General features: G+C 62.8%; 19 protein-coding genes. 5 read left to right on the forward strand and 14 right to left on the reverse strand.

Going from position 1 to position 22,358, the window contains the following annotated elements; all coding sequences use genetic code 11:
• Positions 1 to 143: 143 nt before the first annotated feature.
• The 3 genes from uspA to ACJ8J1_RS22955 form a co-directional block, all read right to left on the reverse strand.
• A complete protein-coding gene (uspA, locus tag ACJ8J1_RS22945) occupies positions 144 to 581 on the reverse strand; it encodes a universal stress protein UspA (RefSeq protein WP_004930988.1) in 438 nt (145 codons plus the stop codon).
• A 267-nt stretch (positions 582 to 848) separates the two neighbouring features.
• Complete coding sequence (locus ACJ8J1_RS22950; RefSeq protein ID WP_033645350.1) at positions 849 to 1,757, reverse strand: LysR family transcriptional regulator; 909 nt, start codon at positions 1,755 to 1,757, stop codon at positions 849 to 851.
• Positions 1,758 to 1,861: 104 nt separating this feature from the next.
• Positions 1,862 to 2,635, reverse strand: coding sequence for an SDR family oxidoreductase (locus ACJ8J1_RS22955; RefSeq protein WP_033645349.1), 774 nt, complete (start codon positions 2,633 to 2,635; stop codon positions 1,862 to 1,864).
• A 433-nt stretch (positions 2,636 to 3,068) separates the two neighbouring features.
• Here ACJ8J1_RS22955 and uspB point away from each other — a divergent pair, with 433 nt between their 5' ends.
• The gene (uspB, locus tag ACJ8J1_RS22960; protein WP_004930978.1) at positions 3,069 to 3,404 is read left to right on the forward strand and encodes a universal stress protein UspB; all 336 of its coding nucleotides are present in this window, start codon (positions 3,069 to 3,071) and stop codon (positions 3,402 to 3,404) included.
• A 74-nt stretch (positions 3,405 to 3,478) separates the two neighbouring features.
• Here the strand turns inward: uspB and pitA are convergent, their stop codons facing one another.
• Positions 3,479 to 4,981, reverse strand: coding sequence for an inorganic phosphate transporter PitA (gene pitA, locus ACJ8J1_RS22965; protein WP_033645348.1), 1,503 nt, complete (start codon positions 4,979 to 4,981; stop codon positions 3,479 to 3,481).
• A 300-nt stretch (positions 4,982 to 5,281) separates the two neighbouring features.
• Here pitA and ACJ8J1_RS22970 point away from each other — a divergent pair, with 300 nt between their 5' ends.
• Entirely contained in the window at positions 5,282 to 6,481 is a 1,200-nt protein-coding gene (locus ACJ8J1_RS22970; protein WP_033645347.1) for an NAD(P)/FAD-dependent oxidoreductase, read from the forward strand.
• 29 nt (positions 6,482 to 6,510) lie between these two features.
• Here ACJ8J1_RS22970 and add read toward each other — a convergent pair whose 3' ends face one another.
• Both add and ACJ8J1_RS22980 read right to left on the reverse strand, forming a co-directional pair.
• Positions 6,511 to 7,503, reverse strand: coding sequence for an adenosine deaminase (add, locus tag ACJ8J1_RS22975; RefSeq protein ID WP_033645391.1), 993 nt, complete (start codon positions 7,501 to 7,503; stop codon positions 6,511 to 6,513).
• 9 nt (positions 7,504 to 7,512) lie between these two features.
• Entirely contained in the window at positions 7,513 to 8,454 is a 942-nt protein-coding gene (locus tag ACJ8J1_RS22980) for a nucleoside hydrolase (RefSeq protein ID WP_033645346.1), read from the reverse strand.
• Between the two features lie 158 nt (positions 8,455 to 8,612).
• Between ACJ8J1_RS22980 and ACJ8J1_RS22985 the strand changes: the two genes are divergently transcribed.
• Positions 8,613 to 9,296: a Crp/Fnr family transcriptional regulator gene (locus ACJ8J1_RS22985; RefSeq protein ID WP_033645345.1), complete on the forward strand. Its 684-nt coding sequence runs from the start codon at positions 8,613 to 8,615 to the stop codon at positions 9,294 to 9,296.
• Here the strand turns inward: ACJ8J1_RS22985 and ACJ8J1_RS22990 are convergent.
• The 4 genes from ACJ8J1_RS22990 to ACJ8J1_RS23005 all read right to left on the reverse strand — a co-directional run bounded on the left by ACJ8J1_RS22990 (position 9,293) and on the right by ACJ8J1_RS23005 (position 12,171).
• Positions 9,293 to 9,712, reverse strand: coding sequence for a VOC family protein (locus ACJ8J1_RS22990; protein ID WP_033645344.1), 420 nt, complete (start codon positions 9,710 to 9,712; stop codon positions 9,293 to 9,295). The genes ACJ8J1_RS22985 and ACJ8J1_RS22990 overlap by 4 nt on opposite strands.
• Before the next feature lie 144 nt (positions 9,713 to 9,856).
• Positions 9,857 to 10,273 (reverse strand): SRPBCC family protein, encoded by a 417-nt coding sequence (locus ACJ8J1_RS22995; RefSeq protein WP_033645343.1) that lies wholly within the window; start codon positions 10,271 to 10,273, stop codon positions 9,857 to 9,859.
• Between the two features lie 36 nt (positions 10,274 to 10,309).
• A complete protein-coding gene (locus ACJ8J1_RS23000; RefSeq protein WP_033645342.1) occupies positions 10,310 to 11,107 on the reverse strand; it encodes an SDR family NAD(P)-dependent oxidoreductase in 798 nt (265 codons plus the stop codon).
• Between the two features lie 53 nt (positions 11,108 to 11,160).
• Positions 11,161 to 12,171, reverse strand: a complete 1,011-nt coding sequence (locus ACJ8J1_RS23005; RefSeq protein WP_033645341.1) for an aldo/keto reductase — start codon at positions 12,169 to 12,171, stop codon at positions 11,161 to 11,163.
• A 141-nt stretch (positions 12,172 to 12,312) separates the two neighbouring features.
• Between ACJ8J1_RS23005 and ACJ8J1_RS23010 the strand changes: the two genes are divergently transcribed.
• A complete protein-coding gene (locus ACJ8J1_RS23010; protein WP_033645340.1) occupies positions 12,313 to 13,212 on the forward strand; it encodes a LysR substrate-binding domain-containing protein in 900 nt (299 codons plus the stop codon).
• Positions 13,213 to 13,245: 33 nt separating this feature from the next.
• On the opposite strand, the gene ACJ8J1_RS23015 is transcribed toward ACJ8J1_RS23010, so the two are convergent.
• From ACJ8J1_RS23015 to ACJ8J1_RS23025, 3 genes are read right to left on the reverse strand one after another with little or no spacing between them, the layout of a single operon-like run.
• On the reverse strand, positions 13,246 to 15,438 hold the full coding sequence (locus tag ACJ8J1_RS23015; RefSeq protein ID WP_033645339.1) for a virulence factor SrfC family protein: 2,193 nt from the start codon (positions 15,436 to 15,438) through the stop codon (positions 13,246 to 13,248).
• Complete coding sequence (locus ACJ8J1_RS23020; RefSeq protein ID WP_169539938.1) at positions 15,435 to 18,380, reverse strand: virulence factor SrfB; 2,946 nt, start codon at positions 18,378 to 18,380, stop codon at positions 15,435 to 15,437. The genes ACJ8J1_RS23015 and ACJ8J1_RS23020 overlap by 4 nt, the downstream gene beginning before the upstream one ends.
• A complete protein-coding gene (locus ACJ8J1_RS23025) occupies positions 18,380 to 19,618 on the reverse strand; it encodes an SrfA family protein (protein WP_033645338.1) in 1,239 nt (412 codons plus the stop codon). Before ACJ8J1_RS23025 ends, ACJ8J1_RS23020 begins: the two co-directional genes overlap by 1 nt.
• Before the next feature lie 297 nt (positions 19,619 to 19,915).
• Between ACJ8J1_RS23025 and ACJ8J1_RS23030 the strand changes: the two genes are divergently transcribed.
• Positions 19,916 to 20,830 carry a DMT family transporter gene (locus ACJ8J1_RS23030; protein WP_033645389.1) on the forward strand — a complete coding sequence of 305 codons (915 nt, stop codon included), beginning with the start codon at positions 19,916 to 19,918 and terminating at the stop codon, positions 20,828 to 20,830.
• Here ACJ8J1_RS23030 and pdxR read toward each other — a convergent pair.
• Complete coding sequence (gene pdxR, locus ACJ8J1_RS23035) at positions 20,827 to 22,320, reverse strand: MocR-like pyridoxine biosynthesis transcription factor PdxR (protein ID WP_033645337.1); 1,494 nt, start codon at positions 22,318 to 22,320, stop codon at positions 20,827 to 20,829. The two genes, ACJ8J1_RS23030 and pdxR, sit on opposite strands and share 4 nt — an antisense overlap.
• Positions 22,321 to 22,358 lie beyond the last annotated feature (38 nt).

Here is a 22,358-nt window from a genome sequence, read left to right on the forward strand (position 1 = left end):
GGTGATGCTCGGGGGAGGATGTTGTGTCTTTAGCGACTATATCATCGGAGGGCGGTTGATTATCAAGCGATTAATCGGCGTAGCGGCATGAAAAACGCCCGCAGGGCGCGGGCGTTGGGCAGTTAAGTTAGCAGGCGCTTACTTTATTCGTCTTCTTCGTCGCGCAGCGGCACGATCAGCATATCGATGTGCACGGTATTGATCAGCTGGCGAGCGGAAGACATCAGTTTGCTCCAGAAGTCCTGGTGGTGGCCGCACAGCACCAGATCCATGTCGTATTTCTTGATGGCGTCCACCAGCACCTGCGCCAGATCGCCGCTGCCGCTCAGGGTCTCGGTGATCGGGTAGCCGGCGTTTTGCGACAGCTCGGTCAGCGCCTGGTGGGTTTCTTCAGAGATGCGCTTTTGCATGTCGCCGAGATTGACGTCGATAAGGCCAGTATAGAGATCGGAATAGTTGACATCGACGTGGATCAGAGAAACTTTGGCGTTATACGGCCGCGCCATAGAGACGGCTTTTTCTACCAGGATCTTGCTTTCCGGGGATAGGTCTACCGCGATCAATATGTGTTTGTAAGCCATAAGAATACTCCTTCCATAAACATGCCGATTAAAAAGGGTTAGCAGGCGTTCCGTGTACCCGCCTGGCGCTTTTGGTTCCATAGTATCATTCGGATAACGCAATGATATGTTGGGGCGATCACACTGCGCCGCATCGAAAATCTCTGCGCACGATACCTTTCGTTGTACACCCGCGCGGCGAAAAAGCCTAAGGGTTATGCGGGTTTTAACGGTCTGACCGCTTGAATTATAAGCGTTATTAAACAAAGTATAGCGCTAAATGTGCAATCAGCGCTCCAGATGCGGTTGCAGCAGGCTTTCAAACCACTCGTGAAACACCGCCAAACGGCGGGAACGCTGGCGGCGATGGGGGTAGATCAGGGCGATCGGCATGGAGGCGGCGCGGTAACCGGGCAGGACTTCCACCAGTTCACCGGCGTCGAGCAGGTGTTGCACGTCGTAGCGCGGGATTTGCATCAATCCCAGCCCGGCGCGGCAGCAGGCGATATAGCTTTCGGCGTTGTTGACCACCACCCGGCTGGGCAAGTCGAGCCGCTGGGTGTGGCCGTCGCCGGTCAGGTATTCCCAGGGGGATTCGCGGCCGGTTCTGGGCGAGGCGTAGCCGATGCTCCAGTGCCCCTCGGCGAGATCGGCGGGATGAAGAGGATGGCCGAATTCGCTCAGGTAGGCGGGGCTGGCGCAGTTGATCAGCGCGATATGGCCGAGCGGGCGCATCACCAGGCTGCTGTCGTGCAGATCGCCGACGCGCACCGCGCAGTCGACCCCTTCCTGCACCAGATCGATGGCGCGATCGGCGGAGCCGAGCACCAGCTGCAGATGAGGGTGGCGCCGCAGCAGGCTGGGCAGCGCCGGCGCGATCAGCCGACGGGCGATGCGGCTCGGCACATCGACGCTGAGCCGCCCGGAGGCCTGCCGTTGGCTGGCCTGAAACGACTGATCGATATCCTCCACCTCGGCCAGCAGCGGGCGCAGCCGTTCGAGCAGCTGTTCGCCGTCGGCGGTCAGCCGCACTTGCCGTGTGGTGCGGTGCAGCAGGCGCACGCCCAGCTGCGTTTCCAGTTGCTGAACGGCGGCGGACACCGAGGCGCGCGGCACCTCCAGCGCATGGGCCGCCCGGATAAAGCTGCCCATCTCCGCCACCTGCACGAATACGCGGTATTGATTGAATCTGTCCATCTCGTTGACCTGCTGTTCCTTGGCGCCGTTTCTGACAGAGAGTGTAGCCGCATGGCGCGGTTGCGCGCGAGCAGGTGCGGGGGCGATAGGTGCCCCCGCCGGGTTTATTTGGTGGTGTAGCCGCCGTTGATCAGGATGGTTTGGCCGGTTATCCACCAGCCGTCGCTGACCAGATGACGGATGAACGGCACCACGTCTTCGATATCGGTCAGGCCGGTTTGGCTGAATGGCGACAGCGCCGCCGCCGTCTTGTGGTAGGCCACGGCGTCCGCGCCTTCCGCCGGGTAGAAGAACGGGGTATCCATCGGGCCGGGGCCGACCGCCGTCACGGAGATGCCGCGCTCGCCGAACTCCTTGGCGGCGGCGCGGGTGAAATGCTCCACCGGCGCTTTGGTGCCGGCGTAAGCGGCGTAGAACGGCGTGAAGGCGCCGAGCAGCGAGGTGACCAGCGTGCAGATTTTGCCGTTGTCGTTAAGGTGCTTACCCGCTTCTTTCAGGAAGAAGAACGCGGTTTTGGCGTTGACCGCAGTCATCTCGTCATACTCGGCTTCGCTGATGTCGATCAGCGGCTTTTTCAGCACCTTGCCGACGGTATTGATGGCGATATCCGGCTTGCCGACGGCGGCGACAGCATCGGCGAACAGCTTCTCGACCGCGCCCGCCGTGGTCAGATCGGCCTGCAGCGCGACGCCTTGCGCCCCGGCGGCCTGAATGGCGGCGACGGTTTTCTCCGCCTCGGTTTTGGAGGCGGCGCTGTTGTAGTGGATCACCACCGCTTTGGCGCCTTGCTCAGCCAAATCGCGCGCGATCAGCCCGCCGAGGTTCTTGGCGCCGCCGGCGATCAGGACGGTTTTTCCCTTGATTGAATGGTTTGCCATAACAGTTTCCTTGGATAAGCGTAACGGAAACCTGAGTCTAGCCAGCGTGGGGGGAAAGATCAGCGGCGCAGCGCGGGATAGACTATCCAGAAATGCGACATAATCGAAACGGATGGTTATCGCTTATAACGCCCCGGCAGGTGACTTTTCGGCACAGGGCGGTAAATTTTATCCACTGCTCAGGCCAGTTTGCGTTTCATTAACCTACAATGATGGATATGGGCCTCATCATTTCTCCTCTGAGTAGAACCATGCCGTGCAAATCTCATCGTGCGGTGCGGCAACGTCTTCGGAGGCGGTGGGTTATGGGCGTGGCCCGTGCAGGCAAAAAAAGGGGATGAGAGCGGTAAGCTCCAGCAGAGTATCGGGTAATGAGGTAGGGCGGTTGGACCCGGCGGATGGCCGCGGATAACAACGCCTTGAGGGGGCAATCATGATCAGTACCGTCGCGCTGTTTTGGGCCTTGTGTGTGGTGTGTGTGGTTAACATGGTGCGGTATTACTCTTCTCTGCGCGCGCTGCTGGTGGTATTGCGCGGCTGTGACCCGCTGCTGTACCAATATGTCGACGGCGGCGGTTTCTTTACCGCCCACGGCCAACCCAGCAAGCAGCTGAGGCTGGTGCGTTATATTTTCGCGCAGCGCTATGTCGAGCACCACGATCCGGAGTTTATTCGCCGCTGTGAGCGGGTGCGCGGGCAGTTTATGCTGACTTCGGCCCTGTGCGGCCTGGTGGTCATCTGCCTGATAGCGATGATGATTTGGTATTAATGCCTTTCTGTTTCCCTTGATGCAGGCAAAAAAAAAGGCGGCCATGCGGCCGCCTTCCTCATGATGCTTGTCGCTTAGATCAGCTTCAACGCGACCCAATACAGCGCACCGGAAAGCAGAATCGAGATTGGCAGGGTGAGCACCCAAGCCAACAGGATGTTCTTCACGGTTTTGCTCTGCACACCGCCGCCGTCCACGATCATCGTCCCGGCAACCGCCGAAGAGAGAACGTGGGTGGTGGAGACCGGCATGCCGGTATAACTCGCCACGCCGATCGACAGCGCCGCGGTCATCTGGGCCGATACGCCCTGGGCGTAGGTCATGCCTTTCTTGCCGATCTTCTCGCCGATGGTGGTGGCTACGCGTTTCCAGCCCACCATGGTGCCGAGCGACAGCGCCAGCGCGACGGCGACGATGATCCACATCGGCGCGTACTCGACGGTCTGCAGCAGATCCTGACGCAGGTTCTTCAGGAAGCGCTGGTCGGCGGATGAGGTTTCCGGCAGCTTGGCGACTTTATCCGCCGTGTCGGTCACGCACATCAGCAGGCGGCGCAAATGGCTGCGCTGCTCAACCGTCAACTGATCGTAGCTTTGCAGGTTGGTCAGCATGCCCTGAGCCAGCTCGATCGCCGGCATGGCGCGCGAACTGTCGCAGTGGAACTCGGCCGGTTTGCCAGGCGTGGCTTCGTCATCCGGGCTTGGCACCAGCGGCGTCAACGACACCGCATGCGACAGCGCGTCGCCGTGCTGCTGGTAATATTGCTGCAGGTGGGTCACGGCGTCACGCGTACGGGTGATGTCATAACCGGTTGCATTCATATTGACCACGAAGCCGGCCGGGGCAACGCCGATCAACACCAGCATGATAAGGCCGATGCCTTTCTGACCGTCGTTGGCGCCGTGCGAGAAGCTGACGCCAATCGCCGACAGGATCAGCGCGATACGGGTCCAGAACGGCGGCTTGCGTTTGCCGTCGACCTTTTCACGTTCCGCTGGGGTCATGTGGATACGCTGGCGTTTCTTGGTGCCACTCCAATAGCGGCGCAAGGCGAACACCATCACTCCCGCCACCATCATGCCGACCAGCGGCGAGAACAGCAGAGAAAGGAAAATGCCAATCATTTTCGGGACGTTAAGCGCATCCACGACCGAAGTGTGGGTCATCAGGGCGTTGGTTAAACCGACACCGATGATTGCGCCTATCAGCGTATGGGAACTGGACGCCGGCAGACCGAAATACCAGGTGCCGAGGTTCCAGATGATTGCCGCCAACAGCATGGAGAAGACCATGGCTAATCCGTGTGCTGAACTGACGTTCAACAACAGATCGGTAGGCAACAAGTGGACGATGGCGTAAGCAACACTCAAACCGCCGAGCATTACGCCAAGAAAGTTGAACAAACCTGCCATCACGACCGCAAGTTGCGAGCGCATGGCGCGGGTATAAATAACTGTAGCGACCGCATTGGCCGTATCATGAAAACCGTTGATGGCTTCATAAAACAACACGAACAACAATGCGAGAATTAACATCAGGCCGGTATGGAAATCCAGGCCAGCGAACAAATGCAGCATAAGCGTTACGCCAGTTTGTGGACATGAACGCCGCGCATTATCAGTGACAACCGGTGCCGGGGAAAAGGAAAATATGACGTTTTTTTGATTTGGACATGACGAAATGGTGGCGTGTCTATAACAAAAATATGGAATATCAACGCGTTAATCTGCTCTGACCTCTGTAATATTTTCTTACTATGGCGTTGGCGGCGCGGGGGCTTTACAATCTGCCGCCGTGAATTTGGCGGTGACCGGCGGCGAAACGGCGTAATATGGCGCTCTTTTGTCGCGATTGTGGTTTTGATAAGTGAGGCTCAGGTGGAACAGTTTGATGTCGTAGTGATTGGGGCGGGCGCCGCCGGCATGTTTTGCGCCGCGCAGGCGGGGCAACTCGGTTGCCGCGTGTTGCTGCTCGACAACGGCAAAAAACCGGGCCGCAAGATCCTGATGTCCGGCGGCGGGCGCTGCAACTTCACCAACATGTACGCCGAACCGGCGGCCTATCTGTCGAACAACCCGCATTTTTGCAAGTCGGCGCTGGCGCGCTACACCCAGTGGGACTTCATCGATCTGATCAACCGTTACGGCATCGCCTACCATGAAAAAACGCTGGGGCAGCTGTTCTGCGACGATTCGGCGCAGCAGGTGGTGGATCTGCTGGTCAAAGAGTGCGAGCTGGGCCAGGTGACGATGCGCCTGCGCAGCGAAGTGCTGGGCGTGGAGAAAACCGAGAACGGCTACGCGCTGGCGCTGAATGGCGAAAAAGTAAGTGCTCGCTCACTTGTGGTGGCCAGCGGCGGATTATCCATGCCGGGGCTGGGCGCCTCGCCGTTCGGTTACAAGCTGGCGGAGCAGTTCGGCCTCAGGGTGCTGCCGACGCGCGCCGGGCTGGTGCCGTTTACCCTGCATAAGCCGCTGCTGGAGCATGTGCAAACGCTGTCCGGCGTGTCGGTGCCGGCGGTGATCACCGCCGAGAACGGCGTCAGCTTCCGTGAAAGCATCCTGTTCACCCATCGCGGCCTGTCCGGCCCGGCGGTATTGCAGCTGTCCAGCTACTGGCAACCGGGTGAGTATGTGAGCATTAACTTACTTCCTGAGCTGGATCTGGCGGGCTTCCTTGATGAACAGCGCCTGCAGCACCCTAACCAAAGCCTGAAAAACACCCTGGCGCTGCACTTGCCGAAGCGGCTGGTGGAATGCTTGCAGACCCTGGGACAACTGCCGGAGGCGACGCTGAAGCAGCTGAATGCGCCGCAGCAGGCGGCACTGGTGGATCTGTTGCAGAACTGGCGCGTGCAGCCGAACGGCACCGAGGGTTATCGCACGGCGGAGGTGACGCTCGGCGGCGTCGACACCAACGAACTTTCTTCCAAGACGATGGAAGCCCACAAGGCGCCGGGGCTCTATTTTATCGGCGAAGTGGTGGACGTGACCGGGTGGCTGGGCGGTTACAACTTCCAGTGGGCCTGGAGCTCGGCCTGGGCCTGCGCCCAGGCGCTGGCGGCGCAGGGGCGTTAAAACGCCGCTTGGCCTTGAAACGCGCCGGGTCACATCGACCCGGCATTGAGCTGACTCATTAATTTAATTTTAGTATCGCCGTCGAGAAAACTCGCCTCCAGCGCCTGTCGGTTGCTGCGGTTAAAATCGTCATCCTGCCAGCCGAAGGCGTCATGCAACAGCTGGTACTCCTTGTTCAGCGTGGTATCGACGACGGTGCGCGCATCGGTATTCACGTTTAGCCGCACCCCCCACTTTTTGAGCCGATCTATCGGATGATCGTCGATGCTATCGAACAAATTGCAGGTGAGATTGCAGCTGGGGCAGATCTCGAGCAGGACGCCGGTGGCTACCAGGCGCTCGACGAGCACAGGGTCCTCGATGCTTCTGACACCGTGACCGATGCGCGACACCTGCAGCCTGTCCAGCGTTTCCCGCACGCTGTCGGGGCCTTTCGCCTCACCGGCGTGGGCGATGACATTGCCGCCGGCTTCGCGCACCGCCCGAAAGGCCGCTACGTGATTGGCCAGCGGGTAACGTGCTTCATCGGCGGCCAAATCCAGCGCCACCACGCCGCTTCCCTGATAATCGATAACCAGCTTCGCCGTTTGCAGGCTGGCGGCCGCGTCGAAATGCCGCAGCGTGCATAGGATCAGCCCGGCGGCGATGCCGTAAGCCCGCGAGGCGTTATGCATGGCCGCCAGCACCGTCTCGACCACCGCTTCACCGCTTAACCCCAACCGGGTATGCAGCAGCGGCGCGAAGCGCAGCTCGGCATAGATGACATTATCCGCCGCCAACTGCGCGAATAAGTCCTCGACGGCCAGCGCTATCGCCTGGCTTGTCTGCAATAGATCTATTTGCGGCGCTATCTTGCTTAGAAAGTCCCCCAGATCGGCGCATCGTTTCGGCGCGACAAATTGCCGATTAAATGCCGTTCTGGTTATTTGCGGGTCGACCTTTTTTAAATAGTGGTAGCTTAAACAGGTATCCAAATGGACGTGTAATTCCACTTTCTTCAATTTTCTTGGATCGAATTTCATGCGGGTCACTTATTTCATTAACGGCTGAGATAACAACGAGAACAGTTTTTCTTTAAACAGGCCGGGCTTAATGCGGGTAATCACGCGCGCATTGGCCGGTTCGCCGGTAAGCTGAGTGGAATCGATGACGTAATGGCCGTAAGACCTCTCACTTTTATATTCTACCCATGAATACGCTTCCAGACTGGTCTCGACGATATCCGGATAGAGCGCCACCGCCATGGTGGTCGGATCGGGCAAATCAAACCCTTTGCGTTCGGTGCGCCGTGCGTTGAACGCCATCAGCGCGCGATTGCAGCGCACGGCAAAGCGTCCCAGTTCGCCGAGGTTATTCAATCGTTCTATATCGCGTTCGTCGATAAACGCTTCCCCCATGCCGATCTCCCAGCCGACGAGAGTGAGCGGCAGCCCGGCAGTGAGCACCAGATGCGCAGCCTCGGCGTCGGCGTAAAAATTAAATTCGGCCAGCGGGGTGATATTGCCTGGCGTCAGTCCGGAACCGCCCATGACATACACGCGCTTCACTTTTTCGGCCAGCGCGGGCGCTTTCAGCACCGCCATCGCGAGATTGGTCAGCGGCCCCAGGGTGACGATTTCCAGCTCGCCCTTGAGCCGTGCGGCGCAGTCGATGATGGCGTCCACGGCATGAACGGGTTCTACGGCCAAGCGTGGGGTCGGCAAGGCCATGTCGCCCATGCCGTCTTCACCGTGAATATGGTGCGAGTGATAGCGCGTGCGAAACAGTGGTTTCGCCATGCCGGCGTAAACCGGAGGAGCATAGGTTCCCGCTTTTTCCACGCAAATGAGCGCATTTTTGACGCAGTGTTCTAGCGGGCAGTTTCCGGCGACCGCGGTGATCGCTTCCACTTTCACGCCAGGTTCGCGCAACGCCATCAGCAGCGCAACGGCATCGTCGGAAGCGGTATCGGTGTCTATCAGAATGTGTCGCATGGCAATCTCCTCGTAGGGGGTACGGAGAAAATACCCAGGCGGCCCAAGGCAAAAAAGGTCAGATGTCCTTTTTCGTTCTGAAGCGCGTCGGCTATGCTGAACGCAGTCGAAAGCGAGGAGGCAAGACGTTTAAGGATGAGCCTTGGGAGTGAATCGCCTTGAAAACGGTCGGTGACAGCAAGCTAAAAGAAGCGTTCATTGAGGTTCACGATCTGCAAACGGCGCTTTCGCCCACGCTGCTCGCCGCACTGCGCCTGGTGAGCGTCGAAGCCGGCGAATACCTGGTGACGCAAAGCGATCGTTTGACCCACCTGTTTTTTCTCGTGCAGGGAAAATTGCAGGTTGAGAATTTTGATGTGAATGGCGCGCACATTGTCTTTTCCTTCGAAACGGATTTCTCGGTAATTGGCGATCTGGAGCTGTTCTCCCAGGCGCAGCGCACGCTGTTCAGCACCGTGCAGGCGGTGACCGACGCGCTGCTTCTCGCGGCACCGATAGAGGTCATCAACAATCACGCCCTGAGCGACCCGGCATTCCTCACCTTTATCTGCCGGCAATTGAGCAATAAGCTGCTGAATTCCTCCTTGCTGCATGCGAACGGCGTTTTGACGGCGGAATATAAACTGCGAAAATTTTTATTATTCAAGGTAAAGAGCGAAGGGGAGTTGATTGAGCTGGAAAACCGGGAGGCGCTGGCGGCGAGATTGGGCATCTCCGTCAGACAACTGAGCCGCGCGCTGGCGCAGCTCGCGGCGGAAGGCATCATTCAGTTTAAAAACAAATCACTGCGGGTGACCGATCGCCAACGGCTGTCCGCTATCGAAGGTAACCAAAGCGGTTAATCGAGCGCCGGCCCTTTCAATTCCACGCGATTGCCGTCCGGATCGCTGAAATAAATCGACGGCCCGTCGCCTTCCGCGCCGTAGCGCGATTCGGCGGGATCCGCGTCGATCCCCTGCGATCGCAGGTAGGTCAACAACGCGTCTTCGTTGAACGGATCGATGCGCAGGCAGACGTGATCGACATTTTGCCGATGAAGATCGGGCGCTTCGCCGCCTTTTTTCCCCAGCACGCCGTTGACGTCCACCAGGTCGATCATGGAGGCGCCGGCGCGCAGGTGCACCAGCCCCAAATCCGGCCGCTGTTTGGCGATATCACAACCGATGACCTGGGTATAAAAACGCAGGCTGTTCTGCATATCGCGCACGCGCAGAACCACATGATCCAACTGTTGCAGGTTGAAAGGGCGCACGGTCATCTCCTCAAATGAACATCTCCTTTACAGCATAAGCGGCGATGGCGGATTTATCCTGTTTCGCGGCGTTGCCGCTTCGCGCGGCCAAACCAAAAAAAAACGGCCGATGGGTGCAGCCATCGGCCGTGGGGCTTGAGTGTTCAAGCGTTAACGAGGGAAGTTACCGCTCAGCGCATCCAGGCCGCCCTGGTAGATGTCGCTGAACAGGGCGATGGCCTCGTCGTCGCTGATGTTGACCGGCGTGAAGCTGCCCGACCATTCCACGCGCGCCACGTTGGCGTCGTCGGTGGCGTGCACTGACAGGGTGGACAGGTAATTCACCACCGGGAACGGCGCCTGCATGATGGAGTAGCTGTAGCTGCGTTGACGGTTATCGAACGCTTCCAGCCGCTCGATGACGGTGCCGCCGTCGGCGGTGGTCAAAGTGCGCACGCGGCCGCCTTGCGAAATGACGCTTTTCGGAATGAACGGCAGCCAGTCAGGCAGGGCGTCGAAGCCGCCGATCAGTTGCCATACGGTGTCGGCGGATGCCGGGATGTCCATTGAGACGGATGTAGTAGCCATTTTCTTTCTCTCTTAATATCGGTTTCGGGTACAGGGTTACATTGCCAGCGTGTCTACGACGCCGCCGTCGACGCGCAGCGCCGCGCCGGTGGTGGCCGAAGACAGCGGAGACGCGAGGTAAACGGCCAGGTTGGCCACTTCATCGACGTCCGCCGCGCGCTGAATGATGGAGCTTGGGCGTTCGGTTTTAACGAACTCGTCGGCCTGATCGCGGGCGCTGCGCCCGGATTTGGCCGCCGCATCCGCCAGCATGTCTTGCAGGCCTTCGGTAAAGGTTGGCCCCGGCAGGATGGCGTTGACCGTCACGCCGGTGCCGGCGAGGCGTTTCGCCAGGCCGTGAGACACCGCCAGGTTGGCGCTTTTGGTGACGCCGTAGTTGATCATGTCCGCCGGGATGGCGACGCCGGATTCGGACGACACGAAAATAATGCGTCCCCAACCCTGCTCGGTCATGCTCTGCGCATAGTGGCGCGCCAGCCGCACGCCTGAGAGGACGTTGACGTTATAGAAGTGCATCCACTCGCTGTCGGGCACGGTAAAGAAGTCGTTATCGTTGAAAATGCCCAGGTTGTTGATCAGCACGTCGGCTCTCGGTTCCGCGGCGAACAGGGTTGCAGCCCCGTGTTCCGTCCCGAGATCGGCGACCACGCCGCGCACCTGCGCGCCGGGCACGTTGGCGCTGATGTCGGCGATGGCGTTATCGACCCCGGCTTTCTGACGGCCGACGATCACCACGGTGGCGCCCGTTTTGGCGAGCCCGCGCGCGATGCCGAGGCCGATGCCGGAGGTGGAGCCGCTGACGACGGCGACTTTGCCTGAAAGATCCAGTTTCATCATGTATCTCATCGAGTTAATGGGGGTAATGGGGCCATGCGGCCCCATAAAACTTAACGAATCGGCAGCGGCGCGTTGTCGGCCACCAGTTTCTGACGGCGCATTTCGGCCCAGAATTCAGCCGGGATAACGGCGTCCAGCGCGGCCAGATCTTCGGCCATGCGGCCAGGGCGGCTCGAACCGGGGATCACGGCGGCGACCGCCGGGTTAGCCAGCGAGAACTGCAGCGCGGCGGCTTTGACGTCGACCTGGAAGCGAGCGGCGATCGCATTGATTTGCGCCACTTTCGCCAGCACCGCCGGGGATGCTTTCTGGTATTCGTAGTGCTCGCCACCGGCCAGCACGCCGGAGTTGTAAGGGCCGCCGACGACGATGTCGACGTTGCTCGCCAGGGCTTCCGGCATCAAACGTTGCAGCGCGCGTTCATGATCCAGCAGGCTGTAACGGCCGGCCAGCAGGAAGGCGTCCGGCTGCGTTTCGCTCAGGCCCAGCGCCAGTTCGCAAGGCTCGACGCGGTTGACGCCGAGGCCCCAGGCCTTGATCACCCCTTCTTCACGCAGACGGGTCAGCGCGCGGAAAGCGCCGGTGCGGGCGATGTTGAACTGTTCAATCCAGTTGTCGCCGTAGAAATCCTGGGCCGGATCGTGGATCCAGACGATATCCAGGCGGTCGGTTTTCAGGCGCTTCAGGCTGTCTTCGATGGAACGCAGCGTGGCGTCGGCGGAGTAGTCGTTGACTATTTTGTTCTTCAAGCCGTGTTCGAACAAACCGCCTTTCTCGCCCAGATCGCGGGCGGAAGTGTCTTCTTCTTCGTCCAGCATGATGCGGCCCACTTTGGTGCTCAGCACATACTCATCGCGTGGGTAGTGCGACAGCACTTCACCCATGCGGATTTCCGACAGGCCGGAACCGTAGAGCGGCGCGGTGTCGAAGTAGCGGATGCCCAGATCCCAGGCGCCGCTGACGGTGGCTTGCACGTCGTCTTGCGGGATGTTGCGGAACATATTGCCGAGCGGTGCGCCGCCCAAACCGATCTTGCCGGGTAAAATATTTCTGATGCTCATGTCAGGTCCTCAATACGTTATCTTTTCAGGGAAATTGGGGGGCGCACAGTGCGTCTGCCCCGTCACGAGGCTAAAGATAGCGTGGCAAGTTGTGACTTGATAGGACATAATTTGTCTAAGTTAAGTCCTTTGAGGTCTCACATGATCGATTTACGTCAGTTGAAATACTTCGTCGCGGTGGCGGAAGAGGAGCACGTCGGCCGCGCTGCCGAACGGCTGCACATTTCCCAGTCGCCGCTGAGCCGGCAGATTTCCCAGCTTGAGGAACGTCTCGGATTGATGCTGTTTGAGCGCAATCAGCAGCGCATTCGCCTGACCGCTGACGGCCAGACGTTTCTGGCCGAAACCCGCGCGCTGTTGACGCACGCCAACCGGCTCGAATCGCTCGGACGCCGCCTGGGGCGGGGTGAAGACGGTGGGCTGTGCATCGGCTATATCGAAAATGCGATGCACTCCGGCGTCTTGTCGAACGCCTTGCGGTCGCTGCGGGTGTCCCGGCCGGATGTGCACATCGTGCTTTACAGCCAGCCTTCTTCCATGCAGTTGGAAGGGCTGCGGCAGCGTAGCCTGGACGTGGCGCTGGTCAATACGGCGCCGGATCGCGACGATCAGGATTTGGACTATACGCAGGTGTTGGACGATCGCATGTTGCTGGCCCTGCCGCAGACGCATCCGCTGGCGGACAGGGAAACGCTGCAGCCGGCGGATCTCACCGATCAGGCCTGGATCTCGGTGATCCACAAAGAGGATGCCCATTCGCGCGACGATTTCGTGGCGGCCTGCGTGAAGGCCGGGTTCGATCCGGATATTCGGCTGGAAGCGGGCGAGCCGCTGACGGCGCTGGGGCTGGTCGCCGCCGGGTTGGGGATGACGCTGATCCAGCACAGCCTGCGGCATAACGCGCCGCAGGGCGTGGTGCTGCGCGAGCTGCCCTGGATGCAATACACCACGCAGCTGTGGGCAGTGTGGCACAAGGCCAACCTGCGCCCGCTGGTCACCCACTTTCGCGAAGTGATGTCGGCCGGGCCGGCCTGCCACTGATCGCGCGGCGGCGTCCGGCCCGGATGGCGCCCACTACGGCGCAGCGCGCAGGGCCGCGACGATCGCCGCCAGGTCGGCGCGCTGCTCGTCTGCCAGCGCGGGCTGCGCCTGCGCGGCATTCTCCGCCAGCAGGGTTTGCAGGCCGATCAGCCAGTCATAAATATAAAACGCGGTATTCTTGGTCGGCGTCGGCGCCAGCCGGGTTAGCCGCTGCTGGCCACTCCAGTCCACCGCCGGCTGCGGCGGCGGGGTAAAGATCGGCTGGCCGGGATTGACGCGGCTCTCGGGGCGCGTGGCCGTGTCGCGCCGCTGGAAGCCGAGCCAGGCGACGAAGTCGCCCAGTAGCGCCAGCGCCTGGCTGATCTGCCGATCTTCACCCTGTTCCGGCAAGCTCCCGGCGCACAGCGCGCGCTCCAGTTCGTCGTCGAGCCGCAGGCGGCAGGCGGCGCCGATCAGCGCATCGACCAGCAGTTCGAGGTGCGGCCTGTCGACGCCGAGCAGATCCAGCAACCGGCGGCTGTCAGGCAGCGCGCGCAGATGGTTGACCCAGTCGGCGAAGATCCGCGCGGCGAAAGGCGATGCGGGCTGCTCGCCGGGCGCCGCAGGGTCTTGCGCACCGAACAGATCGATATCCAGCCCAAACGGCGAAGTCGGCGTCGTCTGGGACGGCGTCGTATGCTGCTGTTGCTGATAAAGCTGGCGCAGCGTATCGCGCTGGGGCAGCAACCGTTCCAGCAGTTCGCCGTGGCGGCCGGCCTGCGCCTGCAACGCGCGCAACAGCTGCTGGGCGCGTTGCTGCGCCGCGTGCGGATCGGAGACGGAGAGCCAGTTGCCGAGCAGGCTTTCCGTCAGTTCGCGCTGCAACTCTTCACGCTGTTCGAGCAAGCGCGCTTGTTTGTGGGCCGGGCGCGCCTGTGCAGCCAGGTAGTTCACCATCCGGCGGCAGTCCTGTTCATCCAGCGCCAGCAGCGTGGCCCAGCTGTCGCCGGGCTCGCCGACCTGACGCTGGACGGCATCGTCGGGCCGCGCTTTGCCTTCCTGACGCAGGTCGAACGGCGTGATCGCCCAGATTAAACCGGGCTTGCGGCGCTGGCGCAGCGCCGGGGTTTCCCCCTGGGTGTGGTTGACCCAATCGGCGAGCGCCTGGCCGACGCGCGCGGTGTCCTGCGGCGTGGCGGCGGCATCGGTCACCAGCAGCAGGCTGGCGTGCAGGCCGTCGGCGCAACGGGCCAGTAAATGGGCGCGCTTCGCCTGCTGCAGACGCTGCGCCGGCTCCGCCTGCGGACAGATGCGGCTGCCGGGCAGATCGATCAGCGCCACGTCGGCGGGCAAGCCTGCCTGCGTCGTCTGCGGCAGCAGGGTGGTCACTTCTGCGGTCAGCCAGGCCAGATCGCTCAGTGCGATCTCCCGTTCATCGCCGTTTTCGGTCATGACGGCGATTGTGGCGTTTTCCGGTGCGGCGCTTGCGGTCAGCAGCGCCAACGCACGGCGCGGGGCATGCACCCGTTTGCTGCCGTCGAGCGCCTGCAACGCGTGCGCCAGCTGGCGGTAACGCGCCGTCAGCGTCGCTTCCTCTCCCCACAGCGGCGCAAACAGGCGCGCGCGGTCATCGATGCTCAACTGCGGCGCCAGCGTCACCGCCTGCGGCCAGAAGTGCCTGTCGAGCGTGGATTGCTCTTTGTCGCCGTGGCGGCGCAGGCTGTCCCACAGCGCCAGTACGGCATTGCCGTCGAGGCCATCGATGGCGACCGCCTGTCGGTGGCGCGTCAGCGCTTGCAGGTGGCCGGCGATGGCGCGGGCGTCCCAGTCCGGGCGAAAGCCGCTCATCGCGGCGGCGTCAATCGTCATGGCCAACCACTGCGCTTCATCGAGCAAGGCGAGGGCGATCGGATAATCGGCGGGCCCCGCCTCGGCCGCCGTGCAGTAGCGCACCGCGAGCGAAAGGTCCGCGTCGAAGCGCTTCGCGCCGGGCGCCAGCGCTGCCAACAGATGGGCTTTGGCGGCGGCGTTGTGGCCATATAAACCGATGGCGACCTGCGCAGGCCGTGTGTTTTCCAACAGTGCGGCGCGGTTATGGCAACGCCGCAAACGCTGTATCAGCCGATCGGCTTCCCGCTCCAGGCGGGCGGAGTGATGGCGTGCGGCGTCCACCCAGTCGATCGCCTGCAAAATGCCGGCGCTGAGCGCGTTATTCGGAGCCGCTGGGGCGAGGGTTTGCGTGTTCATCGTGGGTAAATGCTCCCGCTGTCTATCCAGTAGTGGGTCGCACCGGAGGCGCTGGCAGCCAGGGTATTGAGTTTCAGTTGCAGGTGGTGCGCCGGGACGGGGCTGCCGTCGGCCAGCAGCGCCTGGGCGATCTTGACGCTCTCGGCGCCCTGCTCGGCGCTGGCGGTGATGGCCAGCCGCAGGCCGATCACCGCGTCGCCGGCCAGCTTGCGCGCCAGCTGGGCGTCATTGATGGTCAGCGTATAGAGCGGCGACGCCGGCCAGCGTTCGTTGTCCAGCTGGCGGAAGCCCAGACGCAGCGGGCCGCGCAGCTGGAAGCTGCCGGCGGGATCGAGCGCGAAATCGGCGCGATCCAGATCGATGTCGCGGTAATAGACGTTATCGTCCGCCAGCATGTTGTTGCCGTCCAGCATGCCCAGATAGCGAATGGTGGAGTAGGGCTGGAAATCGCCGACGTTGAAGTAAAAGCTCTCCAGCCGCAGATCGATCGCCAGCAGGCACAGCATGGCGCCCACGGCAGCGGTGGATTTCGGGTTGTCGATGCGGCCGCGTTTGTTGAACGGGTACCAGCTGCGGGTGTGGTAGCCCTCGAGCGGCAGAATGCGGCTGGCGGGCAGCGGCTGCAGATGGCGCAGCAGCGCCTGCACGCCGGGGAAGCGCGCCGGGCGGCCGGTCAGCAGCAACACGTCGCAGGTGTACAGCGCCACCACTTCGGCCAGCAGGCGCAGACAGCGGCCGATGCCGATGCGATCGGACAAGAAAGCGGCGTGCAGGTCGGCCAGACGGATCACCAGCGGGGTGTGCAGGATATCGAAGGCGTCGCTGTCGGCTTCGCGCTGCACTTCGCCGTTGATAAACGCCAGCACCTGCGGCGTCGGCCGCTGCGGCAGCAGATCGCCGAGGCCGGCGGCGATTTCCGCGCGGCTGTCCAGCGGATCGTACTGCTCATAGGCGGCGAGCAGCGCGCGTCCGGCGGGCATGAAGATCTGCAGCGCGGCCTGTTGACGCAGGGTGGAAAGCCCGTCCATGCGCCCTTCGTTGCCGAACAGTTTGTCCATCAGCGCCGCGGCGGCGTTCACGCCGGCGGCCTCGAAAGCCTGTTGCACGGCGGGCAGAACAAATTGCTGGATGATATCCAGCAGGATGTCGTCGCCGGCGACCTTAAAACCTTCGCGGAACAGCAGGCGCGGGTTGATTTTGATGTTGTTGCCCACGCCGTCATCGAGCGAGTAGTGCGTGATCGCCAGATCGGTGGTGCCGCCGCCGATGTCGATGGAGGCGATGCGCAGCGTTTTTCCGGGCTGTTCACCCGGCGCCAGCGGCCGATCGGGCCGCGCCATGGCGGCGAAGAAGGCGTCGGTGCGGCCGGCGAAGTTCACCTGGGTTTCGTTGTACAGATAGACCATCTGGCCGCAGGTGGCTTCGTCCCACTCGATCTGCACCTGCGGCGCCGGGAAGCGAGTGTGCGCGCCGTCGAACGGCGCATCCTGCGGGTGCCAGCCGAGGGCTTTCCACACCAGCCCGATCGCTTCCTGCATGCGGCGGCGGAAGATCTCCCGCTCCGGCTTCGGCATCGCCGACGGCAGCGTCAGGATGATGGCGCGTAAACGGCGCGGGGCGGCGGCGTTCGGCATGCGGCTGCGCTGGGCGATGCTGTTGATCTGCATCAGCGCCTGCGCCAACAGCTCGCTCAGCATCAGGCTCATCACCGCGCTGCGGCTGTAATGGGCGGCGAACACCGGCAGCCGTTCGGCCGTCGGCAAGGCGGACAGCGGCACGCCCTCGTCGTTGATCAAGGTGGTCAACGGCGCGGCGGCGGCCATCGGCTCGTGCCGCTCGTTGAAGCGCCAGCCGGGCGCATAGCGCTCTTCGTCCCACAGATAGCGGCGCGGGCTGGAGATGCCGGTGGTGCCTTCATGCCCTTCGCGTCGCTGCGCCAATTGCGCGGCTTCACGGCCGATGCGGGTGATGGACGGCCATTGGAAGGCGTCGTCGCGTCCGCTCTGGAAGGACAGATGCGGCTTGCCGAACGCGGCCCGAGAAAACTCCACCCGGCTCTCGAACAGTTCGTTGTAGACGCAGTGCGGTTCGGACAGCGAACGCAGCTGCAGCTCATAGGTTTGCTTCAGGCCGTTGCTCTCTTCCGGATGGTCTTCGACCAGCACGCCGCAGGTGTGAGAATTGCCGACGTCCAGCACCAGATCGACGTCGATCGCCGGCTGTTGCAGCGTCGCCGCCGCCATTTTTATCTGCGGCACCGTCAGCTGATGGCCGAGCATGTGCAACAGGTTGAGGTAGTGCGCCTGATACTCGAAGGTTTTCAGCCCGGCGTTGATCTCCGCCTCGGCGCGCTGTTCCCGCTCGGCGGCGCGCTGGCTGAACGCCTCGCGCAGCCAGCCATCCACCCAGGTAAGATCGAGGAACTCGCCCAGTTCGTGGTTACGGTGCGCCAGCGCGAAGCTCAGATCGGCGCCGAGATCGCTCTCGCCCGGCGCCAGCGCTTCCTGGCCGGGCACGGCGGCGCGGGTATCGAAGGCCAGCACCACCCGCAGCAGGTTGCCGTCCTGATCTGGCTCATCCAACTGCACCACCTGCAGGCGAGCCCAGTTATCCGGGCCCGACAAGAATATCCCCGAGGCGGTATAGCGCAAGAACGGCAACGGCAGCCAGAGCTTATCCAGCAGGCGCAGCGACTGCTGCAGCGGGTAGCTGAACTCCGGCCGCACCACTTCGGCGGCTTGCCCGCCCTCGGCCGGCAGCTGATATTTGCCGCTCTCGGCCTCCCATTGCAGGCGCAGCAGCGGGCCGCTGGCGGTCTTGCGCACGAATTTGCCGGGAAACTCGGCGTCCAGCCGCGGGGTCAGGGCAAAGTCCATAAACTGAATGCCGCTGTCCTGAATCAGCGTAATGCCGTGTTTGTAGTCCGTAAGGGGTGCCAGCATCATTTACTCTCGCGCTTGAACGTCATGGGATAGGTGGTGTCCGCATCGTAGCGGCCGGTGCATTCCGCGGCGCCGGTCTCGCCCTGGCGGCAGACGATTTCCGGGATCTGGTAGCGGCTGCCGTCGCTGCAGCGCGCTTTGGTGCGGCTGTTGATCACCAGATTGCCGGACTGCATCAGCCCGGCCTCGACCGCCACCCGGCAGGTGACGCCGTCGCCGTAGGCGATGACAGCGCTGCCTTTGCCCGCGTTCAGGCGGTATTGCAGGCTGGGGCGCTTGCCGGTGATCGGATCTTTCAGCGCCACCGTGGCGCGCCATTTGCCGTTAAGGAAACGGGTGGAGCCAGCCTTCACCGCCTCGGGCGGCAGCACCAGCGCATTTTTGTCCGCCGGCTGCGGGATGATCGGCGCCGGGGGCGGCGGCATCAGCGTGGCGTGCGCCAGCGGCAAGCGCAGCTCAGGCAACGGCGCGGCGGTTTTTTCCGGCGGAGCCGGATGGCGCACCTCAGCCGGCATCGCCGGTTGCGGCGGCGGTGAGCGGTGCAGCCAGGCGGCCAGCGCCGCGCTGCCTAGCAGCAGTACCGGCAACAACCACAGCGCGTGGCGTCGACGCGGGCGGACAAAGGCGGGGGATTCGGCGGGCGCCGTCGGAGCGGGCACCGGTTCAGGCTCGGCGGCCGGGGCCGGTTTTACCGGTTCGACAACGGCCGGTTTGCGCGGCGCGGCGGCGATCGGCGCCGGTTTTTCCACTTCCGATTCGAGCGGGCGCAGGCAGGCTAACGGATCGTCCGGGCTCTGCGCCTGCGGTTTGATAAAGCCCCAAAAGGTCAGCACCGGCCGATCGTCCACCAGGTAGACGTGGTTGGGATCGGGAATGTGCATCGCTTTGGCCAGCAGCGCGCCGAACAGGCGGTGGCTGGGGTGATCGGTCGCCCGGGTCTGTTCGGTCAGGCTGCGGAAGGTCGCCAGACAGTGTTCCAGGTGGCGCACCGCCTGCGCGCGCTGGGCATCGCTTGCCGCCAGCCAGGAGGTCACCTTGCCCGGAAAGGGCGCATACCAGTCGATGCGCGTGCCGCTTTCGTTCGGCTGGGGGATCGCCAGACAGTCGGCGGCCTGCTGCTGTCGGCGAAGACGCAGGGTTTCCCGCAGCTGCTGCGCGCAGGCGTAGATCGGTTGCCCGTTTTCGCCTAAAGCCAGCACATCATCCAAACTGCCACTGCGTAAGAAGGGTTTCACCACGGCGCCGCACCTTGTCCTGTTCTGCAAAAACGCATAAAAGTCCATGATACCCCGCCGGCGATGCCGCCAAACGGCCAAGGACAGCCCGAAAAACGCCCTTCTTTGGCGTTAGCGGCGCACTTTGGCAACCGGCACAGTGAAAATCTCGCTATCTGGACCTGTCTGTGAACCGCTTTATCTGAAAAATAGAACGCAGCCCCGGCAAGCGACGCCGGGGAACGATGTTCTCTTTCACTATGACCTCGCCTCGCGGGTTGCCGATTTCGGTATGCCTCAGGCGTGCGGAGCATTCGCATGATGGACAGTCAGTCTGAAAAAACGCTTGTTGTTACCCCTGCTCATCCCGCCGTCGGGCATTCGGCTCAGGGCTGGATGAACGGTTTCCTCGGCATGATTATCTTCAGCGGCTCGTTGCCCGCCACCCGGGTGGCGGTGCTGGAGCTCGATCCGCTGTTTCTGACGGCGATCAGGGCGGCGATCGCCGCTTTGCTGGCCCTGTGCGCGCTGCGGATCACTCGCCAGGCGCGGCCGACGCGGGCCGATTTGCCGCCGTTGCTGTTTGTAGCGCTCGGCGTGGTCATCGGTTTTCCGCTGCTGACGGCGCTGGCGCTGCAGCACACCACCTCGGCGCATTCGCTGGTGTATATCGGCCTGCTGCCGCTGGCGACCGCCGGTTTTGGCGTCTTGCGCGGCGGTGAGCGCCCCAAGCCCGCTTTTTGGGCTTTTTCGGGCATTGGCGCCGCGCTGGTGGGGGCGTTCGCGCTGAGCCAGGGGAGCGGCGGCGCCTGGCAGGGAGATGCGCTGATGGTCGGCGCGGTGCTGCTGTGCGGTTTGGGTTATGCCGAAGGCGCGGTGCTGTCGCGCCGGATCGGCGGCTGGCAGGTGATCTCCTGGGCGCTGGTGGCGGCGTTGCCGTTGACGCTGGCGGCCGCATGGTGGGCGGCGCCGGCCGCTTGGCCCGTCGTCAGCGGCGCCGCCTGGCTGTCGCTGGCTTACGTCTCGGTGTTCAGCATGTGGATCGGCTTTATCTTCTGGTATCGCGGCCTGGCGCAGGGCGGCATCGCCGCCGTCGGGCAATTGCAGCTGCTGCAGCCGTTCTTCGGCCTGGCGCTGGCGGGCTGGCTGCTGCAGGAAACCGTCCAGCCGATGATGATCGCCGTGATGGCCGGCGTGGTGGTTTGCGTGTTCGGCGCCAAGCGCTTTTCTCGCTAGGCCCCGTTGCGGGCGCAGGCGCGGATCACCTCGCCGAGTCGTTCTACCGCCTGCTGCACCTGGCGGTCATCGTAACCGCCCAACCCCAGCACCAGACCCGGCTCACCGTGGCCGGGCGCATACATCGGCGATACCGCCCGCAGCGCCAATCCGGCTTCGTTGGCCTGCTGGGCGACCTGCACGTCGTCGAGATCTTTCCTCAGCCACAGCACCATGTGCATGCCCTGATCGCAGGGCTGCACCCTCCCCAATTCGGCCGGGATGCGCGCGTTGATCGCCTCGATCAGCACCCGGCGTTTCTCGGCGTAGACGCCGCGCATTTTGCGGATATGCCGGTCGAGATACCCTTCGGCGATAAAGGCGGCCAGTACGTGTTGATCTGCGCTGGGCGGGTGACGATCCATCAGGATCCGGGCGCCGCAAAAGGCGTCGACCAGCGGCGGCGGCACGATGGCGTAACCCAATCGCAGCGAAGGGAACAGCACCTTGCTGAAGGTGCCGAGATAGAGCGTCCGCTCGGGCGCCAACCCTTGCAGCGAAGGGAACGGGTGGCCGGCGTAGCGCATCTCGCTGTCGTAATCGTCTTCCACGATCCAGGCCTGCCGTTCTCTGGCCCAGGCCAGCAGGGCGCTTCTTTTCGCCATGCTCATCGGCATGCCCAGCGGATATTGATGAGACGGCGTGACAAAAGCGGCTCGGGCGTCGGCGGCCAGGCGCACGCCGGCGGCGACGTCGATGCCGTCGTCGGCGACGGGCACCCTGATCATGTGCCGATCGCGAAACAGGCTGTTAAAAAGGGCGGTGATGCCGGCGTAGGCGGGGTCCTCGACCCAGGCGCTGTCGCCGGCGTCCAACAGGATCTGCGCGGCCAGATACAGTCCCTGCTGGGTGCCGGCGGTGATGAGGATTTGCTGCGGCGTGCAGTTTACCGAGCGGGAACGGCGCACATAATCGCAGATGGCTTCGCGCAGCGGCAGGGCGCCCAACGGATCGCCATAGCCGGATGGGGCGCCGGGGCCGCGCGCCCGGATGCGGTTGCCGAGCCGCCGCCAGATATCGTCGGGCGCGGTATCGCCGATCGGGACCGACACGGTGAATGGCACCGACGGCAGCGCCCGCGCCTGGGCGGCAAAACGCGCCAGATGCTGCGCCTGTGAAGAAAGCGGCACGGCTGTGGCCGGAGCGGTTTGCACCGTGGCGTGTGGCGTGCGGCGCGGCGCCTGATAGTGGGCGACCCGGGTGCCGGAGCCGGGCTGCGGTTCAAGAAAGCCTTCCGCCGTCAGCTGAGCAAACGCCTCCAATACCGTGCCGCGCGCCAGATTCAGCGCCGCCGACAGCCGGCGCGTCGAAGGCAGCAGATCGCCCGCTTTCAGATCGCCTTTGTGGATGGCCCGGCGCAGTGCCTGCGCCAGTTGGTGGCTTAGCTGCCCCGCCTGGCGGTCAATCTCGCCGAGGGCGGGGACGTCAACGACTTGGGCTGTTCTGGGCATGCATTCCGGCTCGCTGTGCAGTGCAAAAATGAGTATTC

Origin of the sequence: Serratia sp. CY37869, assembly GCF_052168895.1 — a bacterium.
GTDB classification, from domain to species: domain Bacteria; phylum Pseudomonadota; class Gammaproteobacteria; order Enterobacterales; family Enterobacteriaceae; genus Serratia; species Serratia ureilytica.

Coding starts and splice junctions, on each gene's coding strand:
- ACJ8J1_RS23020 (WP_169539938.1), bottom strand. CDS start 18,380: ATGCTGGCACCCCTTACGGACTACAAACACGGCATTACGCTGATTCAG.
- ACJ8J1_RS22990 (WP_033645344.1), bottom strand. CDS start 9,712: ATGACCGTGCGCCCTTTCAACCTGCAACAGTTGGATCATGTGGTTCTG.
- pitA (WP_033645348.1), bottom strand. CDS start 4,981: ATGCTGCATTTGTTCGCTGGCCTGGATTTCCATACCGGCCTGATGTTA.
- ACJ8J1_RS23010 (WP_033645340.1), top strand. CDS start 12,313: ATGATCGATTTACGTCAGTTGAAATACTTCGTCGCGGTGGCGGAAGAG.
- uspA (WP_004930988.1), bottom strand. CDS start 581: ATGGCTTACAAACACATATTGATCGCGGTAGACCTATCCCCGGAAAGC.
- add (WP_033645391.1), bottom strand. CDS start 7,503: ATGAAATTCGATCCAAGAAAATTGAAGAAAGTGGAATTACACGTCCAT.
- pdxR (WP_033645337.1), bottom strand. CDS start 22,320: ATGCCCAGAACAGCCCAAGTCGTTGACGTCCCCGCCCTCGGCGAGATT.
- ACJ8J1_RS23015 (WP_033645339.1), bottom strand. CDS start 15,438: ATGAACACGCAAACCCTCGCCCCAGCGGCTCCGAATAACGCGCTCAGC.
- ACJ8J1_RS22995 (WP_033645343.1), bottom strand. CDS start 10,273: ATGGCTACTACATCCGTCTCAATGGACATCCCGGCATCCGCCGACACC.
- ACJ8J1_RS22950 (WP_033645350.1), bottom strand. CDS start 1,757: ATGGACAGATTCAATCAATACCGCGTATTCGTGCAGGTGGCGGAGATG.
- ACJ8J1_RS22980 (WP_033645346.1), bottom strand. CDS start 8,454: ATGCGACACATTCTGATAGACACCGATACCGCTTCCGACGATGCCGTT.
- ACJ8J1_RS23000 (WP_033645342.1), bottom strand. CDS start 11,107: ATGAAACTGGATCTTTCAGGCAAAGTCGCCGTCGTCAGCGGCTCCACC.
- ACJ8J1_RS23030 (WP_033645389.1), top strand. CDS start 19,916: ATGGACAGTCAGTCTGAAAAAACGCTTGTTGTTACCCCTGCTCATCCC.
- ACJ8J1_RS22955 (WP_033645349.1), bottom strand. CDS start 2,635: ATGGCAAACCATTCAATCAAGGGAAAAACCGTCCTGATCGCCGGCGGC.
- ACJ8J1_RS23005 (WP_033645341.1), bottom strand. CDS start 12,171: ATGAGCATCAGAAATATTTTACCCGGCAAGATCGGTTTGGGCGGCGCA.
- uspB (WP_004930978.1), top strand. CDS start 3,069: ATGATCAGTACCGTCGCGCTGTTTTGGGCCTTGTGTGTGGTGTGTGTG.